This window comes from Arthrobacter saudimassiliensis, from assembly GCF_059090665.1.
The window spans coordinates 37,654-61,694 of record NZ_JBNHFX010000002.1 but is presented as its reverse complement, the minus strand read 5'-3'; the positions used below and the strand labels follow the sequence as shown (position 1 = coordinate 61,694).

Genomic DNA, 24,041 nt, shown 5'->3' with positions numbered 1-24,041 from the left:
CCGGGCCGGTTCAGCAGGGCCTCAGCGGCCGACGTCGACCCGCAGGATCCGGTCGTCCCCCGCGCCGGGGCTGCCGCGTCCGTCGGTGTTGTTGGTGAGCAACCACAGCGCACCGTCGGGGGCGGTGACGACGTCGCGCAGCCGCCCGTACTCCCCCACGAAGTATTCGGTCGCCGTGCCGGTGTCCGCCAGCGGCACCTCGCGGAGCCGTTCGCCGCGCAGATTCGCGATCCAGATGCTGCCGCCGGCGACGGCGATCCCGCTGGGACTCGCGGCCGCCGGTTCCCACTGCTGCACCGGGTCAGTGAAGTCCGGGGTGCCGGCCTCTTCGGCCCCGGCGGCGCCTTCGACCTCGGGCCAGCCGTAGTTGCCGCCGGGTTCGATGACGTTCAGCTCGTCCCAGGTGTTCTGCCCGAACTCGCTGGCGAACAGCGTCCCGTCCGCGTCCCAGGCCAGGCCCTGCGGGTTGCGGTGCCCGTAGCTGTACACCGGCGACCCGGGAAACGGGTTGTCGGCGGGCACCGCGCCGTCGGGCTCCAGCCGCAGGATCTTGCCGGCGAGCGCCGCGGGATCCTGCGCGTTGTCGGCGTTCCCGGCGTCGCCCGTCGTGGCGTACAGCAGTCCGTCCGGGCCGAAGGCGAGCCGGCCGCCGTTGTGGATCGCGCCGGCCGGGATGCCTGCCAGCAGCGTCTGCGCCGGGCCGAGGCCAAGGGCGCCGGGGGTGCCGGTCAATTCCCGGCGTTCAATGCGGTTTTCGCCCCGGCCCGTGAAATAGCTGTAGAGGTATCCCTCGTGGGCGGCGATGCCCAGCAGGCCGCCCTCGCCGCGCGGACCGACGCCCTCGATGGTCCCGACTTCACGGGTTCCGCCGTCGGCAGCCAGCTCCAGGATCCGCGCGGTGTCCCGCTCGCTGACCAGCGGGGTGCCGTCGGCGGTGAAGGTGATGGACCACGGCGCCTCCAGATCCTCCGTGATCGTTTCCACGGCCGCCGCGGTTCCGGATGACGCGGCCGGCGCCGGGCCCGGCTGCCCCGGGCCGGACATGCATCCCGCGAGTGCGGGCAGCAGCAGGACGACGGCGAGCGCGGCGGCGCTGCGGTGCGTCCGCCTCCGCCACGGCGCCTGCGGCTGGGTGGACGGCGGGCAGGGCCCGACCATGTTGCGGCGGGCGGCGCTCGACGACATGGCTGCCTCCTGACCAGGCGGAACCGGAGTGGCGTCCACTCTAGGCCTCCGGGATGCAGGCCGAAAGCGGTCCTCACGCCTGGGGCGCGCCGACACCCTGCGGGAATGGCAGCCCCGCTGCGCGTGTTGCCGAAGGCATGAGCAGCCAGCCGCCCGTCGAGAACCTCCGCCTCTCCCCCGCCGAGCCCGCCGCCACCCGACCCATCCGGCAGGTCGCGGTCATCGGGGCCGGGAAGGTCGGCACCGTCGTCGCCCGCAGCCTGCTGGAGGCCGGGTACCGGGTCACGCTGTCGGGCTCCGGCGATCCCGAGCAGCTGGCGCTGATGGTCGGGATCCTCGCCCCCGGCGCCGAGGCGCGTTGGACCGCCGACGCCGTGGCGGAGGCCGATCTGGTGGTCCTCGCCCTGCCGCTGCACCGGCTGCCGGAGCTGGATCCGGCCCTGCTGGCCGGGCGGATCGTGGTGGACGCGATGAATTACTGGCCGCCGGTGGATGGCAGCATCGCCGCCTTTGACGCCGCCGGTCAGGGCTCCAGCCTGGTGGTGCAGCAGATGTTTCCGGAGGCCACCGTGGTCAAGACCTTCAACCACACCGGCTACCACCACCTGGAGCCGGACCGGCGCCCCGCCGGGCATCCGGAACGTCTGGGCCTGGCCGTGGCCGGAGATGACCCGGGCGCCGTCGCGCTGGTCGCCGGGCTGGTGGACCGGGTGGGCTACGACCCGGTCCCGGTGGACTCGCTGTCCGCCGCCCGTTTCCTGGAGCCGGGCGGCCCGGCCTTCGGCGCACGGCTGACCGCGGCGGCGCTCCGCGAGCTGGCCGCGGTGCCGGCGGGTTCGGCCTCGTAACGCCAGGAAGATGCAGTCAGGAACCCGGGCTGATCAACGGCCCCGGCTCGACGGTGGACCAGCTGGACCACCCCAGCATGTGCAGGACGAAGGGGGCGACCGCCATGAGCGTCAGCAGCCCCGCGAGAATCCAGAGGGCCGACATTCGGCCTTTCGAGGTTCGAAGCTGTGAAAAAGCCGCCGCGGCAGCCACCGCCAGAGGCAGCCCCGGGAAGACGACAAAGGCGACCACCTCCAGCGCAAGGAAGGCCGGGAAGAGCCAGTCCATGCCCTGATACATCCGGTCCCGGCCAACTGGTGTCGTTCGTTGTTCCATCACATTCCCCCATATCCGAACGCATCTCCGGCTGTCAGAGCCGCTGGTGCGCCGAGATACGGCGACCGGCCGCACCGGCACGAACTGCCATCTTAGAAGAGACAGTGTGACCGCCAGCCGCGGACTTACCATCGATCAGACGCCCACAGCGGCGCGGAAAGGCACCTGATGCGCATCTCCCTGCTGGACCGTGCCCGTACCCGCGTCGGCGAGACCGACGCCGAGACGATCGCCGCCACCGTGGACCGGGCGGTACGGGCCGAACAGCTTGGTTTTTCACGGTTCTGGACGGCCGAGCACCATGCCGTCCCCGGCATTGCCATCTCCGCGCCGGCGGTGCTGCTGGCCGCGATCGGCGCCCGCACGCAGCGGATCCGGCTCGGCACCGGCGGAATCATGGTGCCCAACCACCGGCCGCTGGTGATCGCCGAGCAGGCGCTGCTGCTGGAGGCGCTGACCCCGGGGCGGATTGACCTCGGACTGGGCGGCTCCCTGGGCTTTACTGCGCCCGTGCGGCAGGCCCTGGGACGCACCGCGCTGGGCGACGGCGAATACGCCGCCGAGGTGGCGGAGGTCCGGGACTACCTGGACGGCCGGGCCGGGATCACGGCCCGGCCCCGTACCGCCGCTCCGCCGATGTTCCTGCTGGCGATCAAGGACGGCCTGTCGCTGGCCGCACAGCTGGGCCTGCCGGCGGTGGTCGGAGGGCCCCTGCTGGGCAACACCGCCGCCCTCGGCCGCTACGTCTCCGACTTCCGGCCCAGCGACGCGGCAGCGGAGCCCTACCTGATCGCCAGCGTGGAGGTCTCGGTCGCCGACGACGCCGAGCGCGCCCGGGAGCTGCTGCTGCCCGAGGCCTGGGCGCATGCCGATTCGCGCGACGTCGGCGAGTTCCGCCCGCTGCGCCCGGTGGAGGAAGTACGGCAGCTGCTGGCGAAGGCAAGCCCGAAAAAGGCCGCCGCCGTCCGCTCGTTCACGGCCTCCGCCGTCACCGGCACGCCGGAGCAGGTCGCCGGCCAGCTGGCCGGGCTGCTCGAGCGCACCGGAGCCGCCGAAATCATGCCCAGCGTCAGCGCCTACGACCGCGCCGACGTCGCCGCCGCTGACGAGTTCCTGGCATCGCTGATCGGCTAGATCTTCTCCCCCGGGTTTGCCGACGGCTGGTGTAAATGCCCGTTCGGCCGCACGGGTTAGGCTGTGGAACCATGACTGCCGAGACCGAAACCCGGATGACCCGAGGCCGTGCCGCTCTGTGGCTGCTGTATCCCGCGGCGCTGCTGATCCTGGCCGGGTGCTTCGCCTACGGGGCGACGATCTACGACTCGCTGCCGGACACCGTGCCGACCCACTGGGGAGGCTCCGGGCAGCCCGATGCCTGGGAGGAGAAGTCCTTCGGCTCGGTCTTCCTGCCCCTGCTGATCGGGGGCGGGCTCATCCTGTTCCTCGCGCTGATCGCCGCCGCGGTGCCGCTGATGGTTCCCGCGGAGCCCGAAGCCTCGGCCTGGCAGCTGTACCGGCGGGAAGGCATGATCCGCGGCACCATCGCGGCGATGGGCGGCGTCGGCGTGCTGCTGGCCCTGATCATCGGATACCTGACGGTGAATGGATGGCGGAATCCGGAGCAGGTGCCCATCTGGCCGGCGCTGGCGGGAACCGCGCTGCTGCTGGCGGCAGTGGTGGCTGCCTACGCGCTGGCGTCCCGCTGGGCCCGGCGCACCGCCCATGCCCGCGGCATCCACCCCTCCGAGGAGGAGCAGGCCGAGGACCAGCTCTGGGTCGCCGGCGGCTTCTACAACAACCCCGACGACCCGCACGTCCTGGTGCCCAAACGCAGCGGGTCCGGCACCGGACTGACGGTGAACGTAGGCAATTCGAAGGGCCGCGCCGCCGTCGCCGTGTTCCTGGCGGTCTTCGTGGTCTTTCCGCTGGTGCTCGGAGCCGTGCTGGCGCTGTAAGGACAAGCCGGCCGGCTGGCACGTGACTCAGGCGGGGCTGTCGAGGATGCTGAGGGCCCGATAGATGGTCGTGTGAATGGGTGCCGGGACGCCGTGCCGGGCGGCGATCCGGACGAGCGCTCCGTTCTGTTCCTCAAGTTCGGAGGGTCGCCCGGCGAGGAGGTCGCGCTGCATGGAGGCGGTGCTCTCCGGGGCGAACGCGTCGTACTGCTCCATGGTGGCCTGCACATCCGCCTCAGTGAGCCTGGCACCGGCGGCAGCGCCGATTGCGGCGGCTTCACGCATGGCGTCCTCCACAAGGCTGCGGGTATACGGATTTGTCCGCGTTTCGCCGACGGTCCTGCGGCAGAGCGCGCCTACTCCGCCGTAGGAAGCGATCAGCATGAGCTTCCGCCACTGATCCGTGGCGATGTCCGCGGAGACCCGTGCACGGATGCCGGCCCCGTTGAGCGCGTCGGCAAGAGCCGCGACCCGGGGCGTGGCCGTGCCGTCCAGTTCACCCAGGGTCACGGCCGGCTGTCCGCCCACGTGGTGCACGTGTCCCGGTTCAACCAGGTACGAAATGATCAGGGCCAGGCCGCCGAGGGCGTGCCCCGGCCCGACCGCGGCGGTGATCTGCCCGGAGGCCGTGACACCGTTCTGCACGGGCAGCACGGCCGTGTCCGGGCCGAGCAGCGGCTTGGCACTGGCCATGACCTCGCGCACGGCCCCTGCCTTGCAGGCGATGATCACGGCGTCGCACACCCCGATCGCGGCTGCGTCGGTGGCGACGCCGGCTACGGGAACAAGATCGTCCCGCCCCTCGCCGGTGGTCAGGCGCACGCCGTGGCCAGTCAGCGGCGCCAGATGGCGGGGCGTGACGAGCAGGTGGACCTCCTGCCCGGCCCGGGCCAGGGCGGCGGCGAAGTAGGCACCCACCCCGCCGGCGCCGATGATTCCGATTTTCAACGCTGCCACGTCTCCCCGTTTCCTGCCGGTTCCGGCGCTGCCCGCCGAACCATGCCTGCCCCCGGTGTCTGCATGGCGGTCAGCCTACGTCAGGACGCCGCCGGCTGCCGGAAAGCCGCCCCGGGCTCTGCGTCTGGTGGCGGCGGACGGCGCGGACCATCACGTCCTGCAGCTGTACCCGGTCTCCGTGCCGGCCCACCGCCGACCGCGGACGTTCCTCGGCCGTTTCGACCCGCCACTGTTCCGGGTCCAGCAGCGCCCGGACGGCGTCGGCGGACGTGACGGCCTCCTCCGGATGTTCGTGCGCGCCGTACCCGTGGCCGTGCTGGTGCCCAACGATCAGCAGCGTCCCGCCGGGAGCGACCCAGCGGGAGATCCGCTCGTAGAAGGCCAGCTGCGGAATGGTCGGATGGGCGTAGAAGGTGGCCACCAGGTCGAACGTGTCCTCCGGCTCCCACGCGGTCAGGTCCGCTTCGATCCAGGTGATGCCGGCCCCGGGCGCGCGGGCGGCGGCGCGTGCCAACGCTTCGGCGGACAGGTCGACGGCGGTCACCGACCAGCCGTGCTCTGCCAGCCACGCCGCCTCGGCACCTTCGCCGCTGCCGGCGTCGAGCGCCGTTCCCGGCGTCAGGCCCGCGATCTCCTCGTCGAGCGCCGGATGGGCGGGCACGACGGCGGCGTCCCCGCCGGGTTCGGTCCAGTGTGCCTCCCAGTAGTCCTTGCCGAACTGCTCGTGGCCGGCATGCTCTTCGCCCTGATGCGAGTGGTGTTCATGTCTCATGGGGTGCCTTCCTGCGGCGGTGGATCTTCCCTCCCAGCCTAGACGCGGATCAGACCCATTCGACCAGCTGCACGATCAGCCCGTTCGGGTCCCGGTACTGGCAGTACCGTTCGCCCCAGGGTTCGGTTTCCGGTGCGGTGACGACGTCGACGCCGGCCGCCGCCAGCTGCTCATGCCAGCGGTCGATGCCCTCCACCACATGCACCAGCAGCAGCCCGTCGCGGGCGCGGCCGGCGGCCTCGGCGGGCTTGAAGGTCGGCAGCCCGGTGCGCAGGAAGATGAGGTTGGAGCCGCCGTCGGGATGTTTCAGCGAAACCATGCCGTCCTGCTCCATTTCCACGGCGTAGCCCAGATGTGTGGTGAGGAAGTCGGCGGAGGCCTGCGGATCGGGAACGTTCAGGGAGACGGCGAAACCGGTGGGCTGCGGCATGTCGGTTCCTCTCGGGGCTCGGGCGGGATGGCCGGGCGGAAGGCGCCCGGTCGATAGTGCCCCCCATGGTGCCGCTCCGGTCAAGGGAGGCGGCGTGTATCCGCAGCGGCCGGTTCAGCCGATCACCCGTCAGCCGGGTTCCTCGCCGTCTCCGGGCTGTGCGCGCACCTGCTCCGCGGCGGCCTGGACCATGCGCAACAGCACGTCGAGCTGGGCCGAGTTGTACATCGCCAGCACGGCTTCGGAGAACACCTGAATGTCACCACGGTTCCTGACGGACATGCGCGGGATCGGATCCAGCAGCCACGGATAGGCTTGAAAGTCGCGGACCATGCCCGGAACCATCCGATCCGCCAGGCTTTGCTTCGTCTCCTCGTCGGCGTCCTCCGGAAGCTGCTCCAGCTCTGCGCTCAGCGAATCGGTGTCCTCCTCAACCATCCTGCGCAGGTCCTTGAGCGACTCGTTGTCCAACATCTGTCCGGAAAGATGGAGCACCGAGCTGTCCATCTCCGTGAGCCGCGACGCGAGATGCTCGAAGCCGGGCGGGCCGTCGGCCGGAGCGCCTTCGGTCAGGATCGCCGCTATGTCGCCCCGCGCCTTCTGCAGGCGCAGGATGTTCGCTTCCAGCTCCGCATCGAGCTCCACCAAGGTTGCCGTCGTATCGGCGGACGACGCCGCCATCGCGCCGATCCGTCCCAGCGGAACGCCCAGCTCCACCAGGCGGCGGATGCGCAGCAGGCGCACCAGGTGGCGCACCCCGTACTGTTTGTATCCGTTGTATCTGCGTTCGGGTTCATCGAGCAGGCCGAGCCGGTGGTAATGCCGGATCGTGTTGACCGTTGTACCTGTCAGTTCGGCAAGCTCACGCGTGCTCCACGCCATCCCGGTCCCCTTCCGCGGCTGCAGCGCCTGTTGTCCAGTGGTGACTCGTGCCGAAGCCCACCGCGCGTGGCGCCCCCCGGCTATTCGGCACCGGACCAGAACGCGTCGAAATCGACCAGCCGATGGCTCCGAAGGGTGAGCGCCCGTTCGATGCCGGCGAGAATCGTGGCGACGGACAGGACCGAGTTCGCCCACAGGGGCAGCCGCACCGGCGCCGAGACGCTGCCGAAGAGGTCCGACACCAGGCCGACCCGGGTCAGCAGCTCCGCCGCCTGCGGCAGGGCCACCACTATACCCGCGAAGATCACCAGCACAGCGACGGTGCCGATCGTCCTGCTGGCCCGGGGAAACCGCCGGTCGAAGGCAGCCCGCAGTCCTTCGGCCGATGCCGGATGCGGCCGAAGGAGGCGCACCTTTCCGTCGTCACCGACGAAGTGCATCCGCCGCAGCCCGTACACGGACACCGCCACCTGGATGACACCGCCCGGAACCGGGAAGACGGCAGGCAGGTCCGAGCGCAGGACCTGCTCGCCGTCACGGTAAAGCGCCGCGGGAGAGTCGGCCCGGTCACCGCCGCCCTCGCCCGCCTCCGCTTCAATTTCGTCCAGTTCTCCCGCCAGATGATGCACGTCCACCGCGTAGACGTGGCCACCCCGCGTGTCTCCGGGCGGTTCAAGGAAGAACACCGACCGCGAGAACAGATCCCGCAGCCGGAACCTTCCCAGCGGGCTTCCGTCTCCCCTTCGAAGGTTCCCGGCGGGCAGGTGCTGCTGGTCCATGGCGAATACCCCTCTCGTTGCCACGCCGAGAGAGTCCTGGCCTCCGGCGTTTGGTGTGCTCATGCAACACCGTGTTCCGGGAACAGGGTCAAGACCGCCAACCCGCCGAAGCATGCACCCGCCGGACGAAAAGCTTTTCGCGCCCCGGGGCCGGTGAGGCGGGCCCGGGGTTACGGTGGCTGAGGCAGGCGAACCGGGCAGGCGGGAGCAGAGCATGCACCTTCTTTTCCTTCACGGCGCGGGCGGCTGGGAGGATGACCAGCCGCTGGCTCGGGACCTGGCCGTCAGGCTTGATGCGCCGGTGACCATGCCGCGCTTTCCGGACGAGGACATGTCCTCCGCCGGCTGGCTCCGGGGCATTACCGACGCCTGGGCCTGCCTCGGCTCCGACGCGGTGGTCGTCGGGCATTCCTTCGGTGCGTCCATGGCCCTGATGCAGTTCGCGGACGGCTGGCCGGAGCCGGCCCCGCGGGCCCTGGTCCTGCTCGCCACGCCATTCTGGGGCGAGGAGGGCTGGCAGGCGGACTACGCGCTGCCCGCGGACTTCGACCCGCCGGCCGGGCTGCCGATCGTGTTCCACCACTGCGCCGACGACGACACCGTTCCGGTTGACCATCTGGACCGGTTCGAGGCCCTGCTCCCCCACGCCGTCATCCGCCGGCACGCGACGGGCGGCCACCAGTTCCAGGGTCGGATGGCGGCGGTGGCCGACGACGTCGCGCGCCTGACCACGTAGGCGGGAAACCCGGGGAAGGCGCAGCACCAGGAGCGGGCAACGGAAGCGGCAATGGACCGGGCCCCCGCCACCGCTCACCGTCGGCCCGGACGCCCCCTGCTGAACCTGTCAGGCGGACCGGGACGGCGTGGTGTCGGTGCTGCAGCACGGCTCAGAAGTGCCGTCCCGTCCGCTCCCGCAGGCGTCTTCGCCGACGCCGGCGTCGACGCCTTTGAACGACGGCGCGCAGCAGGAGTCACCCTTCCACGCTTCCAGGCCTTCCTTGACGGCGACGACGGCGATGACCAGGGCAGCGAGCGGATCCGCCCAGGACCAGCCCAGTGTGCTGTTCAGCAGCAGACCGGCCAGCAGCACCCCGGACAGATATGTGCACAGCAGCGTCTGTTTGGAATCCGCCACCGCGCTGCGGGACCCCAGCTCGCGCCCCGCCCGACGCTGGGCCCAGGACAGGAAGGGCATGACCGCCAGGCTGACCGCTGCCAGGACGATTCCCACGGGTGAATGCTGGGCTTCCGCTGCGCCGAACAGGCTGCGAAGCGCCTCGAAGGTCACGAACGCGGCGAGGCCGAAGAAGGAGAAGGCGATCAGCCGCAGGGCGGTCTTCTCCCGCGTTTCCGGATCCCGGCCCGCGAACTGCCAGGCCACGGCCGCCGCCGAGAGGACTTCGACCATGGAGTCCAGTCCAAACCCGATCAGGGCGCTGGAAGATGCGGCCGTTCCGGCGCTGATCGCGACGACTGCTTCAATGACGTTGTAGGTTATGGTGGCGCCAACGAAGAACCGGATCCGACGGGACAGCACGGCCCGCCGCTGCGCGTCCGGTGTCGACGCCGGTGCCGGGCCACCGGAGGCGGCCATCAGCAGCAGCCCCCTTCGCTGCCAGGGTTCGGCCCTGTGGTGCAGCAGCACTCCGGCTGGGCGATCACGGCGGCGCCGAGCAGGGCATCCAGTGCCTCGCCCAGTTTGCTGTCAGCCAGTTCGTAGCGGACCTTGCGCCCCTGCGGGACGGTAACGACCAGCCCGCAGCTCCGGAGGCAACTGAGGTGGTTGGAAAGACGCTGCTTGCTCACCCCCGCGAGCTCGGCCAGGTCGCCGGGGTACGACGGCCCCCGGCGCAGGGCCAGCAGCACCTGCGCGCGGATCGGGTCGGACAGGGCATATCCAAATCTGGCCAGCACGGAGTGATCGGTCAGCGTTTCCATGGCCCTTATAGTACATAGATCGCTGTACCGTTCACGGGGCTGGGCCCGTCAGGCTCCCGGCAGCTCCTCCTCGATCAGGTCCGCGGCGTCGAAGGCGGCACCCCAGGACGTCGTCACGCCCACGCTGCCGTGCCCGTAGTGGTGCAGCAGCGGGGCCGGGGACGCGTCGTCCCATTCCAGCCGCGCCGTCTCCCGCATCGGCCGGGCGCCCACGCGGATCTCGAGCGGTTCGAGGCCCTGCAGCCGGGGTTCGACGGCGGCGCAGCGGGCGATGATTTCCGCCGCGGCGGCCTCCGGGTCGGCCGGCGGCTGGAGCAGCGCGTCCCCGCCGAGGCTTAGCCGGTCGCCGTGGCAGAACCAGGAGACCCATTCGGAGGCGGCGGCTTCATAGAAGAAGGTGTCCAGGCCGGGGTTCGGCACGATCACGCTCAGCCCGTAGACCGGGGTCAGCTGGTCGTCGGCGGCGAGTTTTCCCGCGGCGGCGCCGGCGCTGTTGACCACGACGGTCTCCGGCGGCCAGCCGTCGCGCAGGTCGGTCACGGTCCGTTCGGTGACAGTGCCGCCGGCCAGCCGCAGCCGCTGTTCGAGGTAATCGAGGTAGGGGGGCATGTCCACGATGGGCAGTTCAGCCCAGAAGGCCACCGGGAAACCCGCCCGCTCCTCGGGGCTGCAGGGGCCGTAGCCTGGAATCCGGTAGGCCCACTCCGGCGTCTCGTCGGTGGTGGCGGTGGCCAGCCGGCCGTCCTGAAGCCGCACGCCGCGTCCGCCGTCGCGGGCGAGCCGGGTGAACTCCCGGATCCCGGTCTCCGTCCAGGCCAGCATCTGTTCGCCGAACAGGGGCACCGCGGGCCCGATCAGGGCAGCGGCGGCATGCGAGGCGGTGGCCCGGCCGCGGCCCGCGGACACCAGTTCCACCGGGTAGCCGCGTTCGGCCAGTACGACCGCGGTCGTCAGACCGATCACCCCCGCCCCCACCACCGCGATCCCGGGTTTGCCGGGGGTCGCCGTTCCGGCGTCGGGCTGCGGAGAAGAGGAGGGAATCGGCTGCATGCGCAGCAGTGTACGCAGCAGCCAAATGGCCGGGAAGACGTCGGGGCCCGACCCGGCAAAGTCCCGCCCCGGGGGGTCTGTCCATCCGAACCTACCCGGAGTAACTTACTGCGAGTAAGTTAGCGATGGTTTCCAGCACCTGGAGGAACGATGACGGGTCTCTCCCACGCGGCAGCGCGCCGCCGGCTGTCCCGGCCGGAGCGGCGCGCCCAGCTGCTCGATGCGGCCCGGGAACTGATCCGCGACGCCGGAACCGACGGCTTCACCCTCGGCCGGCTCGCCGACCGGGCCGGGGTGACCAAACCCCTGGTGTATGACCACTTCGGCGACCGCGCCGGCGTCTTCGCCGAGCTGTACCGCGAGTTCGAGGCCCGCCAGCGCCGGGCGCTCGCGGCCGCTCTGGCCGAGGCCGAAACACGGCTGCCCGCCGTCGCCGGCCTGGTCGCCGGCGCGTACGTCGACTGCTGCCTCGCCGAGGGCCGGGAACTGGCCGACGTCGTCGCCGCCCTCTCCGGCTCCCCTGCCCTCGCCGCGGTGCGCCGGGAAGCCGAGGACGCGTATCTGGGCATGTGCCGGGACGCGTTGGAACCGTTCACCGGGCCGATCGATGCGGCCGGGCTGCAGGCGGTCATCGGTGCCGGTGACGCCCTGGCCCGGGCCGCGCTCGCCGGCCGGATCAGCGCCGGCCAGGCCCGCGGCACGCTCACCTGCGTTCTCCTCGCCGTCACCGGCGACGCCGACCCAATGTCCGTAGCAGCCACAGAGGAGTCCTGATGCCGATCCTCCATCCGCCCACGCCGGGCACCGCCCTCTGGGTTACCGCCCATCCCCGGGCCAGCTCCCTGAACGGCCGTCTGTTCCGGGAAGGCGTCGAGGCGCTGTCCGCGCGGTACGAGGTGGCGACGTCGGACCTGTATGCGCAGGGATTTGATCCCGTGTTCGGCAGCCGCGACCTCGGAGACCTGGCCGGCGCGCCCGGAAACCTCGCCGAACAGGCCGGAGACGCCTACGCGGCCGGCCGGCTGGCCGCCGACGTGCAGGCGGAACAGGCCAAGCTCGCCGCCGCCGAGCTGCTGGTCCTGCAGTTCCCGCTCTGGTGGTACGGCCCGCCGGCCATCCTGAAGGGCTGGTTCGACCGGGTCCTCACCGACCGGTTCGCCTACGGGGACATGGATCCCGAGCTCGGCGTGCCGCGCCGGTACGGCGACGGCGGCCTGGCCGGACGGCGGGCGCTCGTCGTCGTCACCGCTGGAGAGGACGAACGCTCCATCGGCCCGCGCGGCATCAGCGGCGATCTGGAGTCACTGCTGTTCCCCATCACCCACGGCGTGCTCTGGTACGTGGGCATCGAGCCGCTGGCCCTGCACGCGGTGTACGACGCCGACTCGCTGGAGCCGGCCGACGTGGACCGGGAGACCAAGCGGCTGCGGGAGCGCCTGGTGTCGCTGGACGCGGAGCCGGCACGCCGGTTCCGCACGCTGCGCGACGGCGACTACCGCGGCACCCGGGCGCTGCGGGCCGACATCCTGCCCGGCCGCACGGACCTCGGAATCCATCTGGCTTCCTGAGCGCGCTCTGGTCGAAGCGGCCATACGTATGTACAGTACGACCGTATAGCCAGCTTCCCAACGTCAGGAGTCGTCATGAGCAAGCATCGTAAGAGCATCGCTGCCGGAACCGGGATGCTCGTGGCGGGGGCAGCCATGTATGTGGTCTTCGGCTTCCTCATCGACATCGAGATCCCGTTCCTAGGGCTGCGGCAGATCGGCGCCGTCGTTGCGGTCCTGGGTGTGATTGAGTTGGTAGCGACGTGGTGGACTGCCCGCCGTGAGAAGGAGAAGACACCATCCGATGGCTGAAGAAAGCATCCTCGGCGCAGTCTTGGACGTACTGGCCGAGCAGGGCGTCGACAAACTCAGCATCCGAACCGTGGCACAGACGGCAGGGGTCTCCCCGGCGCAGGTCCAGTACTACTTCCGGACCAAGCGCGATCTGATCCGGGCGGGTTTCGCGTACTCCAGCAACCAGTTTCTCGCCGCTGTTGCGGCGGCGGAACCCCGGACGCTCAGCGAGCTGGTCCTGCACTGGCTGCCCCTCGACGAGGCCAGGGAACGCCGGGCCCGGGTGTGGCTGGCGTATACGGAAATGGCCGCCCGGGATGCCCAGCTGGCCGGCGAGGCGGCACGCACCGACGCGGAACTGAGGCAATGGTTTGCCGGAGCGGGAGTTCCTGAAATCCAGGCAGACCAGCTGCTGGCCCTCATCGATGGCACCGCCGCCCAGTGTCTCGTCCTCCCCCTTCCCCGGCGCCAGGAGCTCGTCGAGCGCACCGTCCTGGCGTTCCTGGACGTCCACAACCTCAATCTGCGTCTGCAGGCCTGACCAGCCGCTCAGCCTCATCGCCGGTCACGGCCGCGGTGCACCGAACCAGCGGAACAGCGCCGCCTGGAGGCCCTGCCGGCCTCGTCCTTCCGGCTCGTCCGCCTTGTCCTCTTCTCCATCGGTTTCCCCGCCAGCCCAGCCGCCGGCCCAGGCGACGTGTCCGTCCGGACGGAGCAGGACCGCCGTGACGGCGTCGTCCTCCGACGTGTCGGCCACGCCCGTGTCGGCGCCAACGCGGAAGCCGGGATCCGTGACGGTATCCACCCGGTCCGCCCAGCCGTCCGCAGTGTAGGTGCCGGTGGCATCGAGCAGCAGACCGCGGCCGGTGCGCAGCAGCTCGAACACGCTGGCCTCCTTCAGCGGGCGGTCCGGCAGCCGACGGCCCAGCAGCTCCAGGGCCGGCTCCGGGATGTCAATGGCAGCATCGTCGCCGTAGCCGACGTCGTACCGGACGCCGAGGGCGGTGACCTTCTCGATCAGGTGCCGGTGCACCTCAGGGAACTCCATCAGTTCGGCGAGCAGCCGGCGCACCGCCTGGGCACCGGGCTCCTGCGAGGCGAGCTCGGAGGAAGCGCGGGTGTTGTCCAGCACCGCCGCGGCCACCGGACGGCGTTCCGCCTCATAGCTGTCCAGCAGGCCCCGCGGCGCCCAGCCCTGCACGACGGCGGCGAGTTTCCAGCCGAGGTTGAACGCGTCCTGCAGGCCCAGGTTCAGGCCCTGCCCGCCGAACGGCGGATGCACATGCGCGGCGTCGCCGGCCAGCAGCACCCGGCCGCTTCGATACCGCTCGGCCAGCCGGGTCGCGTCACCGAAGCGGGAGAGCCAGCGCGGGGAATGCACGCCGAAGTCGGTGCCGGCATAGCGGCGCAGCTGCTCACGCAGCTCGGCCAGGATGGGCGGGCTGGTGCGGTCCTCGGCCACGCCGTCGGCGGGCACCACGATGCCGTATCCGCCGTCTGCCCCGGCCATCAGCCCGAAGTCGCGGTGGGTGTCGCGGACGCGGGCGACGACGGCGGCCACCTCCTCCGGGTCGGCGGTGACTTCCGCGTCGGCGCGGATCCATTCCCGTTTCGGCGGTTCGCCGGGGAACCCGATGCCGGCGGCGCGGCGCACGGTGCTGCGCCCGCCGTCGGCGCCGACCAGCCAGCGGGCCCGCAGCTCGGTGCCGTCGGCCAGGACGGCGGTGACGGCGTCGTCGTCCTGGGTAAACCCGGTGACCTCGGCGCCGCGGCGGATTTCGATGCCCCGAACGAGGGCGTGCTCGGTGAGCAGGCGTTCGGTGACGGTCTGCGGAATGCCCAGGACGTAGGGGTGGGTGCTGTCCAGCTGCACGCGGCGGGCCGGGGTGATGCCGGCGAAGAAGCCGTCCGCCGGGTACCGGGTGCCGGCGTCCAGGAGCGGGCCGGCGAGGCCGCGGCTGTCCAGGATTTCGATGCTGCGCGCGTGCAGGCCCTGGGCGCGGTCCACCGTGGTGGGTTCCGGGTCTTTGTCCAGGACCAGCGGGGCCAGGCCCTGCAGCCGCAGCTCGGCGGCGAGGAAGACTCCGGTGGGGCCGGCGCCGGCAATGAGGACGTCGAACATTTCGGGTGCCTCGATTCGTTCATCGCGGCCGGGCAGAGGACGGGTAGGGGTGCTGGGTGCGTTGCCGGGAATCCGGCGTCGTTTCGGGCCGCGGCTGATCATTTTCCACCCCTGCCCCGGCCTTGCCGCAAGCCCGGGGTCCGGGCCTAAACTGAAAAGGGCAGGCAGCGTGGACTGCTTTTCTCTGGCCTCTCCCCCCTCCCCGGCACGGCGTTGTCTCTCCGCGCCCGCCTCGGGACACCCGGTGGTGGTGACGCCCACCGCTCTCCTCCTTCCGGACCTTCGTCTGAGCGGCGTCCCGGGCCCTGACGGCTGGCTTCCGGCGTCGTGGTCTTGCCGTTGGCCGGGACGCGAACCAGACTGAAACCGGCGGAAAAGGCGACCGGGTCAGCACGGTGCGGCACCGCGTCTACAGCCCTCCGCCCTGGCCCACCGGACAAGCGAGCCAACGACGGATGCCAGCTGCTCCGTCGAAGCTTCGCCCACAGCAGGGAGCATCCTTATGTGCACAGGCATCCGATTCTCTGACGGCAGCGGCAACCTCTATCTGGCCCGCAACCTCGACTGGACCTCCGGCTACGGTGAGCGGGTGGTGCTCACTCCCACCAGGTTCGCGATCAAGTCGCCGTTCGGCGCGGTGCCGGAGATCCGGCACGCGGTGATGGGCATGGGCATCGTGGAGGAGGACACCCCGCTGTACTTCGACTGCGGGAACGACGCCGGCCTGGCCGTCGCCGGACTCAACTTCCCCGGCTACGCCCAGTACGCGTCCCAGCCGTCCGACGGCGCGACCAACGTCGCCGCCTACGAGTTCCCGCTCTGGGTGGCGTCCCAGTTCGCCACGGTGGACGAGGTGGAGGCGGCGCTCGCCGACGTCGTGATCGTGGACAAGCCGATCAACGAGAAGTATCCGAGCTCGCTGCTGCACTGGATCATCGGTGACGCGCAGCGGGCCATCATCGTGGAGTACACGGCCGACGGCATGCATGTGTTCGACGACGACGTGGATGTCCTGGCGAACCAGCCCGGCTTCATGTGGCACCACGAGAACCTGCGCAACTACCTCAACGCCTCCCCCGAGTATCCGGAAAAGGTGGTGCTGAACCGGGCGGACCTGGTGCCGTTCGGCTCCGGCTCCCTGATGCGCGGCATTCCGGGCGACTACTACTCGCCGTCGCGGTTCGTACGGGCGGCCTATGTGCACGCGCACTATCCGGACAAGACCACGGAGAAGGAGAACGTCAGCCGCGCGTTCCACACCCTGCAGCAGGTCGCCATGGTGGAGGGCAGCGCGGCGATGGAGTCCGGCGAGTTCGAGAAGACCATCTACACCGGGCTCTTCTCCTCCCGGACCAAGACCTACTACTGGAACACCTACGACGACCCGTCGGTGCAGAGCGCGGCGATGGACGATTATGCGGCCGACGGCGCGGAGCTGGTGGTCGTCTAAGTCTGCGGGTTTGCGGGAGGCGGCGGATGATTCCTGCTCCCACTCCGATCAGCATCTGACGCTGCCTGCGCTTCAGCTCGGGATGATTTCCGCTGCGGTTCTCCGTCATGCGTGCATTCCTACCGGAGCCGGCCCGCCACCGGCAACCACAGGACAAGGCACGACGGCGGCTTCCGCAGCGAACGCCGTCGCCCTCGTCGTGGGCAGGCGCGGCGGAGGAAACTGCTGACTGTGACATACCTCCCTTGCTATCGTGGGTGCCGGCACCATGCGTGCCCTCGCGCAGTCGATGACGAAGTGCTCGTCTGACACATTCGCGGAGAGGACTGGCCAAGGGCCGGGACATGTCCGCGGTGGAGATTGCCCAGCCGGCCCCGCCCGGGGCGGTTGAGTTCACCCAAGCCGCGGATGCGGCGCGAGAGAAGGTGGGAATCATGTCCCTGACAACCACGGACAAGGCGACGAAGGACCAGCAGGCGGTCCTGGACAAAATCGCCGGCTGGTCGGAGCCCTACGCGGCGATCGGCAGGCAGCTGCACGAGGCCATCATGGCCGCCGGGCCGAAGCTGAAGCCGCGCATCTGGTACGGAGCGCCCGGCTACGCCGTCGGGCGCAGCGCACCGGTGCTGGTGTTCTTCCGTCTCGATGACGGGGTGATGTCGCTCGGCCTGTCGGAGAAGGCAAGGGTCGAACGTGAACCCGGCACCACGCTGCTGCCCTCGGCCTGGTTCCTCGAGGAGATTGACGACGCCACCCTCACCAAGGTCGCCGGCCTGGTGCGGACCGCGTTCTCCTGACCCGCAGGAGCTCCATCGTGGGTTACTGACCGGTGCGGCGTCGCGTCGGCGTCCGAGTGGGCGCCGGCGCGGCGTCCGACGGCGTTTGCGGGCTTCCCGCCTGTGGTCGGTTCATTAGGGTTTGCGCTACCCGTAGACAGGCAAGTCCTCGCTTGCCTATCCTGCGGGCATGGCGGATGTTTACCGGGCCCTCGCTGACGCGACCCGCCGGCAGATCCTGGATCTGCTGGTTGAGCGGCAGCGGATGAGCCTGTTTGAGATCTGCACGCGGCTGGCCGTGCTGGGCATCGGGTCGTCGCGGCAGGCCATCTCACAGCATCTGGCCGTGCTGGAGGAGTGTGGCCTGGTCCGTGCGGAGCGGGTGGGGCGGACCAAGTTCCACACCTTGGACACCGAGCCGCTGCGCGAGATCGTTCAGCGGTGGCCGCTTGCAGGAGAGGACAGATGAAAATGAAAGCGCGACTGCATGTGATGAGCGTGTTTGTGGATGACCAGGCGAAGGCGCTGGCGTTCTACACGGAGAACCTGGGCTTTGTGCCGAAGAACGATGTGCCGCTGGGTGAGTATCGCTGGCTGACGGTGACCGGGGCGGATGATCCGGACGGAATGGAACTGCTTCTCGAGCCGGACGAGAATCCTGCGGCCCAGGAGTACACCCGGGCACTGGCGGAGCAGGGCATTCCGGCGGCGTCGTTCGCGGTGGACGACGTGGATGCTGCCCACCGCGAACTCAGCGCGAAAGGCGTTGTCTTTGTGCAGCCGCCCGTGGACGGCGGTCCGGTGCGCACCGCGGTGCTGGACGACACGTGCGGCAACCTGATCCAGCTGGTCAGCCCGGCGTGAGCGGCGGGGATTTGAAGCCGGGGGCTCTTCCGCAGACACCGGATGACGTCGACGGCCGGGGGCTGAAGCAGGGGCCGTGGACCGACCCGGATCCCCACGGCGGGGTGATGGTCGGCGAGTACGTGGACGGCAAGCGGCAGGGCGTGTGGTGCCACTATGCCTCCGATGGTCGGCTTCGCTCCGAGGGCTCCTTTCGCGATGATGAGCTCGACGGCGACTGGACCTGGTACCGCGCGAACGGCGGCCTCATGCAGCGCGGCAGTTTCCGCAGCGGCGCCAAGCACGGGGTCTGGGAGCGCTGGAACGCCGCCGGACAGCGGCTGGACTCCGGAGCCTATGAAGAGGACCGCAAGGCCGGCGAATGGCGCACCTTCAACGCGGATGGCAGCGTCAAGCAGGTCAAGCGGCACAAAGGCCCGCTGATCCCTGACTGACGGAACTGGCCTTGCGGCTCTGCGGTTTTGCCGCCACGGCCCCTTTATCGCCTCGACGGTCAGGTATCACCCCGACGGTCAGGGCCGGCGGTGCTTCGGCGGGGACGGCACGGCCGGGCGGAGCCGTTCCCGTTCATCGGCCAGAACCACGGCGATGAGGACGGCGACCAGCAGCGAGGAGACCGCCAGAGCCGGCAGGTGCCCGCCCACCAGCCAGACGATGCCGCAGGCGCCGGCGCCGATGACCCGCCGGTAGCTGAGGGCGCGGGCCACGCGCAGCCGCAGCACCGCCTGGGCCAGGAGATAAATCATCGGCCCGCCGACGACGGCGGTCAGCTCGGCGGGGTGGAGGTGATCGGTGGCGTGGGCGAGCACGAGTTCGTCGCCGACGGCGCTGAGGATGATGCCGGCGACGAGCAGCACGTGTCCGTAGGTGTAGGCGTCGCGGGCCAGCTGGGTTCGGGCGCCGGGCTGGGCTGCGGTGCGTTCGGCCAGGGCGTGCTCGGCCAGCTCACGGGTCGAGGTGAAGTAAAGCCACCACAGGGCCGCGGTGCCGAGGAAGGCGATGCAGAAGGCGGTGACGGTGACGGTGTCCAGGTCCAGGTCTGTGGTGGTGGTGCCGGTGATGATGATGGTCTCGCCCAGGGCCACGATGATGAACAGTCCGAAGCGCTCGGCGAAGTGGCCTGCCACGGGCTGCCAGGCCGCGGCGGAGATCCGGGGCAGCCCCGGCACCCGGAACAGCACCAGCGGCGCCCCGTAGTCCAGCGCGAGGGCGATCAGCCAGAGGCCGATGCGGGCGCCGTCGTCGGCGACGCCGCCGGCGATCCAGAAGCAGCCGGCGACGATGAACCAGATGAGGATGCGGCCGGCGCGCAGGCGCTCGTTGCTGCCGGCCTCGGCTGACATGAAGGTCAGGAACAGGTGCCGTCCGACCTGGATGGCGACGTAGGCGCCGGCGAACAGCAGTCCCTTGTCGTCGAAGGCGTCGGGGATGGCGACCGCCATCAGCAGCCCGGCGAGCATCAGCGCGATGAGCAGCAGGCGGACCGGGTTGGATTCCGGGTTCAGTTCGTTGGTAGCCCAGGTGGTGTAGTTCCAGGACCACCAGACGGCGAGCAGGATGATCAGCGCCTGCCCGGCGCCGGCCCAGTCGAGATGTTTGAGCAGCAGGTGCGAGACCTGGGTGATCGCGAAGACGAACACCAGGTCGTAGAAGAGTTCCAGGGTCGCCGCCCGGTCCCCTGCGGCGTCGCTGCGGCGCTGTAGCTGTCGGATCACGGTGGCCCCTGCCGGTGCGAAGGTCCGCTGGCGTTCTACCGTACCCAGCAGAACGGCGCGGCGCGATATAGGCAGTGGTGGCCAGCGGGACGCTAGGCGGTTGATACTCGCCATCGACGTTTGCGCAGCGATGCGTGGTGATTTGGACTACCGGGACAGCGAGAGGTACATTTCCGGGGCCTTGCGCGCCTGCAGGAGATGGGCGTGGTGGAGGACAGAGCGGCCGGGAACCAGGCAAATCATTCCAAGAAGACGTATACCGGACTTTGTCTCCTCGTGGATTATGCCTAACAGTGGACAAAGGACGACCCGTACGCGCCGAGCCCGGCGATACCAGGTTTGGGTTGATCGAAAGCAACCGTGATCGACTGACTCCTGCATCGCTCTTCCGGCAGCGGCTCGGGGAGCAGCTCGTCACGAAACCCGTTCGATGCTGCCATCGGAACCCGGTTTCAGATCACACGAACCCCCGCTACGACATTGACCAGCACCGCTACCTAGATGAGATTTGCAGAAGTTACCCGAGTCCCTGTCTCCCGCTGCGCGCCGTGCCTAGCCACCGCAAGGACAAGCTGACGCCAAACGGCCGCGACGCAAGAGGTAGTCAGGCCTAGACAAGGCACTCCCGCCCACTAAGTGGCACGCAATCGACTTGTTGGCGCACAAGTGCCCATGCTCCGCCCAGTCCACCAGCGTTGCAAATGTCGGAGAACAAGCAGCAAAGACCACCGACAGTGCTTCGCTCTTGCTGCTAGGTGTACTCAGTCAGTACGTTGTTGACACCGGGTGTGTGCTTTGCCTCCGAGGCTGCCGTGTGGGCGTTGATAGTTGTAGAAGTCTAGCTGTAGCTCTTACGGAGGTTGTGAACGGCGTGGCAAGACACTCGTATCGGCCAACGGAGACCCTCGTGACCGACGCTAACGCACCCCTGACCGAAACCGGACGACTGCGACTGGCAAAACTCAGGGTCGAGTCGGGATGGCCGCTTCGCCGGGCTGCTGAGCGGTTCAGCTGCTCACCGGCAACAGCGAAGAAATGGGCCGACAGATACCGCACCCGAGGACCATCGGGGATGCACGACCTTTCCTCGTGGCCGTTGTCCTGCCCGCATCAAACGCCTGCGCGTACCGAGCGGCGGATCATCGCGCTCCGGTTCAACCAGCTCTGGGGACCGCACCGGATCGCCCACCACCTGCATCTGCCCCGGTCCACCGTTGAGAAGGTCCTGCGCCGGTACCGCATGCCTGTGCTTTCGCATCTGGATCAGGCCACCGGCCTGCCGGTCCGCCGGCCCAAACCTGTCCGCTACGAACACCAGCACCCCGGGGATTTGGTGCACGTGGATATCAAGAAGCTCGGGCGGATCCCGGATGGAGGCGGACATAGGATGCTCGGCCGGGCCACCGGGAAACGCAACAAGACCCGGACCGAGGCCAATCGCAGGCCCGGCTACGCCTACCTACACCACGCCGTGGATGACCATTCCCGGCTGGCCTGTTCCGAGATCCTCACCGATAAGAAGAAAGAGACCGCCGCCGAGTTCTGGCAGCGCGCCCACGAGTTCTTCGCATCCCACAACATCACCGTGCTCCGGGTCCTCACCGACAACGGTTCCTGCTACCGTTCCCACACTTTCGCCCAGGCGTTGGGGCCGGGCATCAAACGGCTTTGCCGTTCTGCCAGAGATGCCTGGGCTTGATGAGCACGTGTTTGGTGTTCAGGGCGGTGAGCGCGGCCTGAAAGTCCTTGGAAAGCCGGTACGCGAAGGCGTTGTCGGTCATGACTCGTTTCACCGGTGCCCCGTGGGAGGCCATGAACGCTGCGGCGCGGGTGAGGAACCCCGCGCAGGTAGGTCCTTTGTCATCGGGCTGGATTTCGACGAACGCCGTCGTGAGTGGTCATCGACCGCGACATGGACGTAGTCGAAACCGACTTTCGTGTGGCCGGTGTTGTGGTTGCGGGCGGACTGGTTCGGGTCCGCCCGCCACCCGCCCCCGTCCGGGATCCGGCCGAGTTTCTTCACATCGATGTGGCTCATGTCCCCGGGCGCCTCGCGTTCATAGCGGCGGTCCGTGGCCGGTGCGGCCCGGATCCGGACCCCGGTCAGTGGGTCCAGTTCCCACAGATGCGCCATCCCGGCCCCGGGCAAGGTTCCGGGACACTGTCCTGGCCTTGACTCCGGTCCGGGCAGCCAGGTCCGCAGGTCCGGTACGGTGCTTGGGCCTGGCCCGGATAACTTCCGCAGCCTTCTCCGCGCTGGTCGCGTACGGAGCTCTCCGGACGTGAGCACCTATCCAGCAAGCCCGCCGGCCCTTCGGCCCGAAACCGGTTCACCCACTTATAGGCCGTGGTGCGGGAGATGCCCATCTCCTTAGCAACATGAGCTGCCGGCCGGCGAGAACGCGCTGGATCAGGATCATTCTTCCGGCCGGAACCAAACGGGCATTACGGCGGGACATGAAGACCTCTTAGGCTCGGCTTGTTTTCGCAGCCACCAACCTAAGAGGTCTTCACCTATCCACGTGTAAACAACCTACTGACTCAGTAGAGCTAGAGGCCGCCCTTTGGAGCGGCGACCTCTAGCAGTACCTCCTACAATTCGGCTGCTTCCAGCCCACTGACAGGGCGCTCGATGGCTCCACCCTCGTATCCTTTGTGCACTTTCCCCCGAGGGGCTGTCTCTTCATGGTCGGCCTCATTGCCCCACACATGCCACCCAGCCCGGGGGTAGCGAGCAAACATCTCCAGATACGGACCCGGAGAGCAAAGCTCAATGAACTCATATTGCTCGTCGGGCTTACGCGAATGCTCACGCTTTCTTGTTTCGATCATGTTGACTTGACTACGGGCAGGGGGAAGGGTCCTCATTGATCCTCGCACGCCAAAGAGAATAATCTCGGTGACATTGCGGAAATAGAACCCCACTCCGCGGCCGTCCGGACCGCCGTCCTTCCGCCGCTTAGCCCATACCACGTTACTCACGTATCTAAAGCCCCACGCTTTCATCACTTCGAGTCCCTCAGGCAATAGGGCGTTGGGAACCCAGAGGTAGAGGTGGGCGTTTTTCGCGAGATGCGCTTCAACGGGAAGGGCTTTGATGTCCTCAAGCGTCATCGTGTCATAGCGGTCGAGCCTGCGATGCTCAGGAGCAACCTTGCCAGTTCGATTCTGGAAGCGCCACGGTGGGTCCGCCAGGACGGTCTGGAAGCCGCCCTCGACAACAGGGAGGGGTGTGAACGGCGTGGGCGCTACATCGGCACGCAGAGGAGCAGGGCGAGGAAGACTAGTCATGATTGCAACATTCTATGTCCCCGCACTGTCAGCAGCTGACCCGATGACCTCGTCCAGCTCATCGTCAGTCAGAGCTGCGTCGTGCCCTTTCAGTCGCTTCTTCGCTGCCTGTGCCGCAAGGTACGCATCAAGTAGATCCTCCACCGTCGAATGCTCTTCACCGGGACGCGGAACGCCCCGCCCAGCCCACGTTGACTCGCTGATACCCACAGCAAGCAGCGGGCAACCGCCAGAATCACCACGTGTCATGCGCGGTTTCAGCTTCTCCATGTTGGTCGTAGTAGTCGTTCCGAGGCGGCGGGCCGCATCGGAACTCCTCAGTTTGTCGGACGACAGGCGGCGGATGCCCTCGTGGTCCCGGGTAAGGAGAGCAGCGGCGTCGATGAGGCCAAGCTCATACAGGGAGCGGTATGCTGCCAGGTCTCGGTCAAGGTTGCCGTCTTTGGCGTTCCACTCTACGTCGATGGCCACTCGGCCCTTCATGTTATCCACCTCAAAGCCGTCGTTGTAGACAGTGGACTCGACGAACTCGTCGGTGTACTCACGTGCACTAGTGGTTGGCTTCATCTTGCCGACCAGCCTGAACTCGGTGTTGATTCGTACAGCCCGCCACCCCAGGTCTTCGAAGTGTCCGTCAAGGCGCGTGGCAATCTGGCCCCGATTTCCGCCGGGGATGAGTAGGTCGGCGTCATAAAGCCTGAAGTTCTCCAGAACGTCCACCAGCTCATCAAAGCAATCGGAATTAGCCGCTTTCATAACAGCGGCAGCATTTCGAGTCTCCAGGAAGCTATACCGATCAAGGATAGAAGTTGGGAGGACGGAACGGTAAGAAGTAGTGAGGTCCATGATGAATGACTTTAGCTCAATACC

27 protein-coding genes and 2 pseudogenes are annotated in these 24,041 nt (G+C 68.8%); 14 read left to right on the top strand and 15 right to left on the bottom strand.

What is annotated here, in order from left to right; translation table 11 throughout:
* Window positions 1-21: 21 nt before the first annotated feature.
* The gene (locus tag AC5RV6_RS07540; RefSeq protein ID WP_494006698.1) at window positions 22-1,185 is read right to left on the bottom strand and encodes a PQQ-dependent sugar dehydrogenase; all 1,164 of its coding nucleotides are present in this window, start codon (window positions 1,183-1,185) and stop codon (window positions 22-24) included.
* Window positions 1,186-1,322: 137 nt separating this feature from the next.
* Here AC5RV6_RS07540 and AC5RV6_RS07535 point away from each other — a divergent pair, with 137 nt between their 5' ends.
* Complete coding sequence (locus AC5RV6_RS07535; RefSeq protein ID WP_494006697.1) at window positions 1,323-2,033, top strand: NADPH-dependent F420 reductase; 711 nt, start codon at window positions 1,323-1,325, stop codon at window positions 2,031-2,033.
* 16 nt (window positions 2,034-2,049) lie between these two features.
* On the opposite strand, the gene AC5RV6_RS07530 is transcribed toward AC5RV6_RS07535, so the two are convergent.
* Entirely contained in the window at window positions 2,050-2,301 is a 252-nt protein-coding gene (locus tag AC5RV6_RS07530; RefSeq protein ID WP_494006696.1) for a hypothetical protein, read from the bottom strand.
* Between the two features lie 216 nt (window positions 2,302-2,517).
* Between AC5RV6_RS07530 and AC5RV6_RS07525 the strand changes: the two genes are divergently transcribed.
* Both AC5RV6_RS07525 and AC5RV6_RS07520 read left to right on the top strand, forming a co-directional pair.
* Window positions 2,518-3,483 (top strand): MsnO8 family LLM class oxidoreductase, encoded by a 966-nt coding sequence (locus AC5RV6_RS07525; RefSeq protein ID WP_494006695.1) that lies wholly within the window; start codon window positions 2,518-2,520, stop codon window positions 3,481-3,483.
* A 71-nt stretch (window positions 3,484-3,554) separates the two neighbouring features.
* Complete coding sequence (locus AC5RV6_RS07520) at window positions 3,555-4,304, top strand: DUF1648 domain-containing protein (protein WP_494006694.1); 750 nt, start codon at window positions 3,555-3,557, stop codon at window positions 4,302-4,304.
* Between the two features lie 27 nt (window positions 4,305-4,331).
* Here AC5RV6_RS07520 and AC5RV6_RS07515 read toward each other — a convergent pair whose 3' ends face one another.
* The 5 genes from AC5RV6_RS07515 to AC5RV6_RS07495 all read right to left on the bottom strand — a co-directional run bounded on the left by AC5RV6_RS07515 (window position 4,332) and on the right by AC5RV6_RS07495 (window position 8,187).
* Complete coding sequence (locus AC5RV6_RS07515; RefSeq protein WP_494006693.1) at window positions 4,332-5,261, bottom strand: ketopantoate reductase family protein; 930 nt, start codon at window positions 5,259-5,261, stop codon at window positions 4,332-4,334.
* Between the two features lie 70 nt (window positions 5,262-5,331).
* On the bottom strand, window positions 5,332-6,033 hold the full coding sequence (locus AC5RV6_RS07510) for a class I SAM-dependent methyltransferase (RefSeq protein WP_494006692.1): 702 nt from the start codon (window positions 6,031-6,033) through the stop codon (window positions 5,332-5,334).
* Window positions 6,034-6,082: 49 nt separating this feature from the next.
* Window positions 6,083-6,463 carry a VOC family protein gene (locus AC5RV6_RS07505; RefSeq protein WP_494006691.1) on the bottom strand — a complete coding sequence of 127 codons (381 nt, stop codon included), beginning with the start codon at window positions 6,461-6,463 and terminating at the stop codon, window positions 6,083-6,085.
* A 129-nt stretch (window positions 6,464-6,592) separates the two neighbouring features.
* On the bottom strand, window positions 6,593-7,345 hold the full coding sequence (locus AC5RV6_RS07500) for a MerR family transcriptional regulator (protein WP_494006690.1): 753 nt from the start codon (window positions 7,343-7,345) through the stop codon (window positions 6,593-6,595).
* A gap of 80 nt (window positions 7,346-7,425) precedes the next feature.
* The gene (locus AC5RV6_RS07495) at window positions 7,426-8,187 is read right to left on the bottom strand and encodes a hypothetical protein (RefSeq protein ID WP_494006689.1); all 762 of its coding nucleotides are present in this window, start codon (window positions 8,185-8,187) and stop codon (window positions 7,426-7,428) included.
* Window positions 8,188-8,338: 151 nt separating this feature from the next.
* On the opposite strand from AC5RV6_RS07495, the gene AC5RV6_RS07490 reads away from it, so the two are divergent.
* On the top strand, window positions 8,339-8,860 hold the full coding sequence (locus AC5RV6_RS07490; protein ID WP_494006688.1) for an alpha/beta fold hydrolase: 522 nt from the start codon (window positions 8,339-8,341) through the stop codon (window positions 8,858-8,860).
* A 108-nt stretch (window positions 8,861-8,968) separates the two neighbouring features.
* On the opposite strand, the gene AC5RV6_RS07485 is transcribed toward AC5RV6_RS07490, so the two are convergent.
* Genes AC5RV6_RS07485 through AC5RV6_RS07475 form a run of 3 tightly spaced genes read right to left on the bottom strand, consistent with a single transcriptional unit; the run spans window position 8,969 to window position 11,112 of the window.
* Window positions 8,969-9,718: a cation efflux transmembrane domain-containing protein gene (locus tag AC5RV6_RS07485; RefSeq protein WP_494006687.1), complete on the bottom strand. Its 750-nt coding sequence runs from the start codon at window positions 9,716-9,718 to the stop codon at window positions 8,969-8,971.
* Window positions 9,718-10,062, bottom strand: a complete 345-nt coding sequence (locus AC5RV6_RS07480; RefSeq protein ID WP_494006686.1) for an ArsR/SmtB family transcription factor — start codon at window positions 10,060-10,062, stop codon at window positions 9,718-9,720. Before AC5RV6_RS07480 ends, AC5RV6_RS07485 begins: the two co-directional genes overlap by 1 nt.
* 48 nt (window positions 10,063-10,110) lie before the next feature.
* The gene (locus tag AC5RV6_RS07475) at window positions 10,111-11,112 is read right to left on the bottom strand and encodes an FAD-dependent oxidoreductase (protein WP_494006685.1); all 1,002 of its coding nucleotides are present in this window, start codon (window positions 11,110-11,112) and stop codon (window positions 10,111-10,113) included.
* 150 nt (window positions 11,113-11,262) lie between these two features.
* Between AC5RV6_RS07475 and AC5RV6_RS07470 the strand changes: the two genes are divergently transcribed.
* From AC5RV6_RS07470 to AC5RV6_RS07455, 4 genes are all read left to right on the top strand, one after another.
* Complete coding sequence (locus AC5RV6_RS07470; RefSeq protein WP_494006684.1) at window positions 11,263-11,886, top strand: TetR/AcrR family transcriptional regulator; 624 nt, start codon at window positions 11,263-11,265, stop codon at window positions 11,884-11,886.
* Window positions 11,886-12,680, top strand: a complete 795-nt coding sequence (locus tag AC5RV6_RS07465) for an NAD(P)H-dependent oxidoreductase (RefSeq protein ID WP_494006683.1) — start codon at window positions 11,886-11,888, stop codon at window positions 12,678-12,680. The genes AC5RV6_RS07470 and AC5RV6_RS07465 overlap by 1 nt, the downstream gene beginning before the upstream one ends.
* A 75-nt stretch (window positions 12,681-12,755) precedes the next feature.
* The gene (locus AC5RV6_RS07460; protein ID WP_494006682.1) at window positions 12,756-12,971 is read left to right on the top strand and encodes a hypothetical protein; all 216 of its coding nucleotides are present in this window, start codon (window positions 12,756-12,758) and stop codon (window positions 12,969-12,971) included.
* Window positions 12,964-13,494, top strand: a complete 531-nt coding sequence (locus AC5RV6_RS07455) for a TetR/AcrR family transcriptional regulator (RefSeq protein ID WP_494006681.1) — start codon at window positions 12,964-12,966, stop codon at window positions 13,492-13,494. Before AC5RV6_RS07460 ends, AC5RV6_RS07455 begins: the two co-directional genes overlap by 8 nt.
* Before the next feature lie 24 nt (window positions 13,495-13,518).
* Here the strand turns inward: AC5RV6_RS07455 and AC5RV6_RS07450 are convergent, their stop codons facing one another.
* Entirely contained in the window at window positions 13,519-15,075 is a 1,557-nt protein-coding gene (locus tag AC5RV6_RS07450; protein ID WP_494006680.1) for an FAD-dependent monooxygenase, read from the bottom strand.
* Window positions 15,076-15,577: 502 nt separating this feature from the next.
* Between AC5RV6_RS07450 and bsh the strand changes: the two genes are divergently transcribed.
* The 5 genes from bsh to AC5RV6_RS07425 all read left to right on the top strand — a co-directional run bounded on the left by bsh (window position 15,578) and on the right by AC5RV6_RS07425 (window position 18,599).
* Complete coding sequence (gene bsh, locus AC5RV6_RS07445; protein WP_494006679.1) at window positions 15,578-16,525, top strand: choloylglycine hydrolase; 948 nt, start codon at window positions 15,578-15,580, stop codon at window positions 16,523-16,525.
* Between the two features lie 434 nt (window positions 16,526-16,959).
* Complete coding sequence (locus AC5RV6_RS07440) at window positions 16,960-17,322, top strand: DUF1801 domain-containing protein (protein ID WP_494006678.1); 363 nt, start codon at window positions 16,960-16,962, stop codon at window positions 17,320-17,322.
* Window positions 17,323-17,491: 169 nt separating this feature from the next.
* Window positions 17,492-17,770, top strand: coding sequence for an ArsR/SmtB family transcription factor (locus tag AC5RV6_RS07435; protein ID WP_494006677.1), 279 nt, complete (start codon window positions 17,492-17,494; stop codon window positions 17,768-17,770).
* Window positions 17,771-17,772: 2 nt separating this feature from the next.
* Entirely contained in the window at window positions 17,773-18,165 is a 393-nt protein-coding gene (locus AC5RV6_RS07430) for a VOC family protein (RefSeq protein ID WP_494006676.1), read from the top strand.
* Window positions 18,162-18,599 carry a toxin-antitoxin system YwqK family antitoxin gene (locus AC5RV6_RS07425; protein WP_494006675.1) on the top strand — a complete coding sequence of 146 codons (438 nt, stop codon included), beginning with the start codon at window positions 18,162-18,164 and terminating at the stop codon, window positions 18,597-18,599. Before AC5RV6_RS07430 ends, AC5RV6_RS07425 begins: the two co-directional genes overlap by 4 nt.
* Window positions 18,600-18,677: 78 nt before the next feature.
* On the opposite strand, the gene AC5RV6_RS07420 is transcribed toward AC5RV6_RS07425, so the two are convergent.
* Complete coding sequence (locus tag AC5RV6_RS07420; RefSeq protein ID WP_494006674.1) at window positions 18,678-19,880, bottom strand: low temperature requirement protein A; 1,203 nt, start codon at window positions 19,878-19,880, stop codon at window positions 18,678-18,680.
* Window positions 19,881-20,787: 907 nt separating this feature from the next.
* Between AC5RV6_RS07420 and AC5RV6_RS07415 the strand changes: the two are divergent.
* Window positions 20,788-21,540 (top strand): annotated as a pseudogene (locus AC5RV6_RS07415) (IS481 family transposase); the annotation flags it as partial.
* 443 nt (window positions 21,541-21,983) lie between these two features.
* On the opposite strand, the pseudogene AC5RV6_RS07410 reads toward AC5RV6_RS07415, so the two are convergent.
* From AC5RV6_RS07410 to AC5RV6_RS07400, 3 genes and pseudogenes are all read right to left on the bottom strand, one after another.
* Window positions 21,984-22,268: pseudogene (locus AC5RV6_RS07410) on the bottom strand (helix-turn-helix domain-containing protein); the annotation flags it as partial.
* A 204-nt stretch (window positions 22,269-22,472) separates the two neighbouring features.
* Window positions 22,473-23,171, bottom strand: coding sequence for an MT-A70 family methyltransferase (locus AC5RV6_RS07405; RefSeq protein WP_494006673.1), 699 nt, complete (start codon window positions 23,169-23,171; stop codon window positions 22,473-22,475).
* A 12-nt stretch (window positions 23,172-23,183) separates the two neighbouring features.
* Window positions 23,184-24,017, bottom strand: a complete 834-nt coding sequence (locus AC5RV6_RS07400) for a BglII/BstYI family type II restriction endonuclease (protein WP_494006672.1) — start codon at window positions 24,015-24,017, stop codon at window positions 23,184-23,186.
* Window positions 24,018-24,041 lie beyond the last annotated feature (24 nt).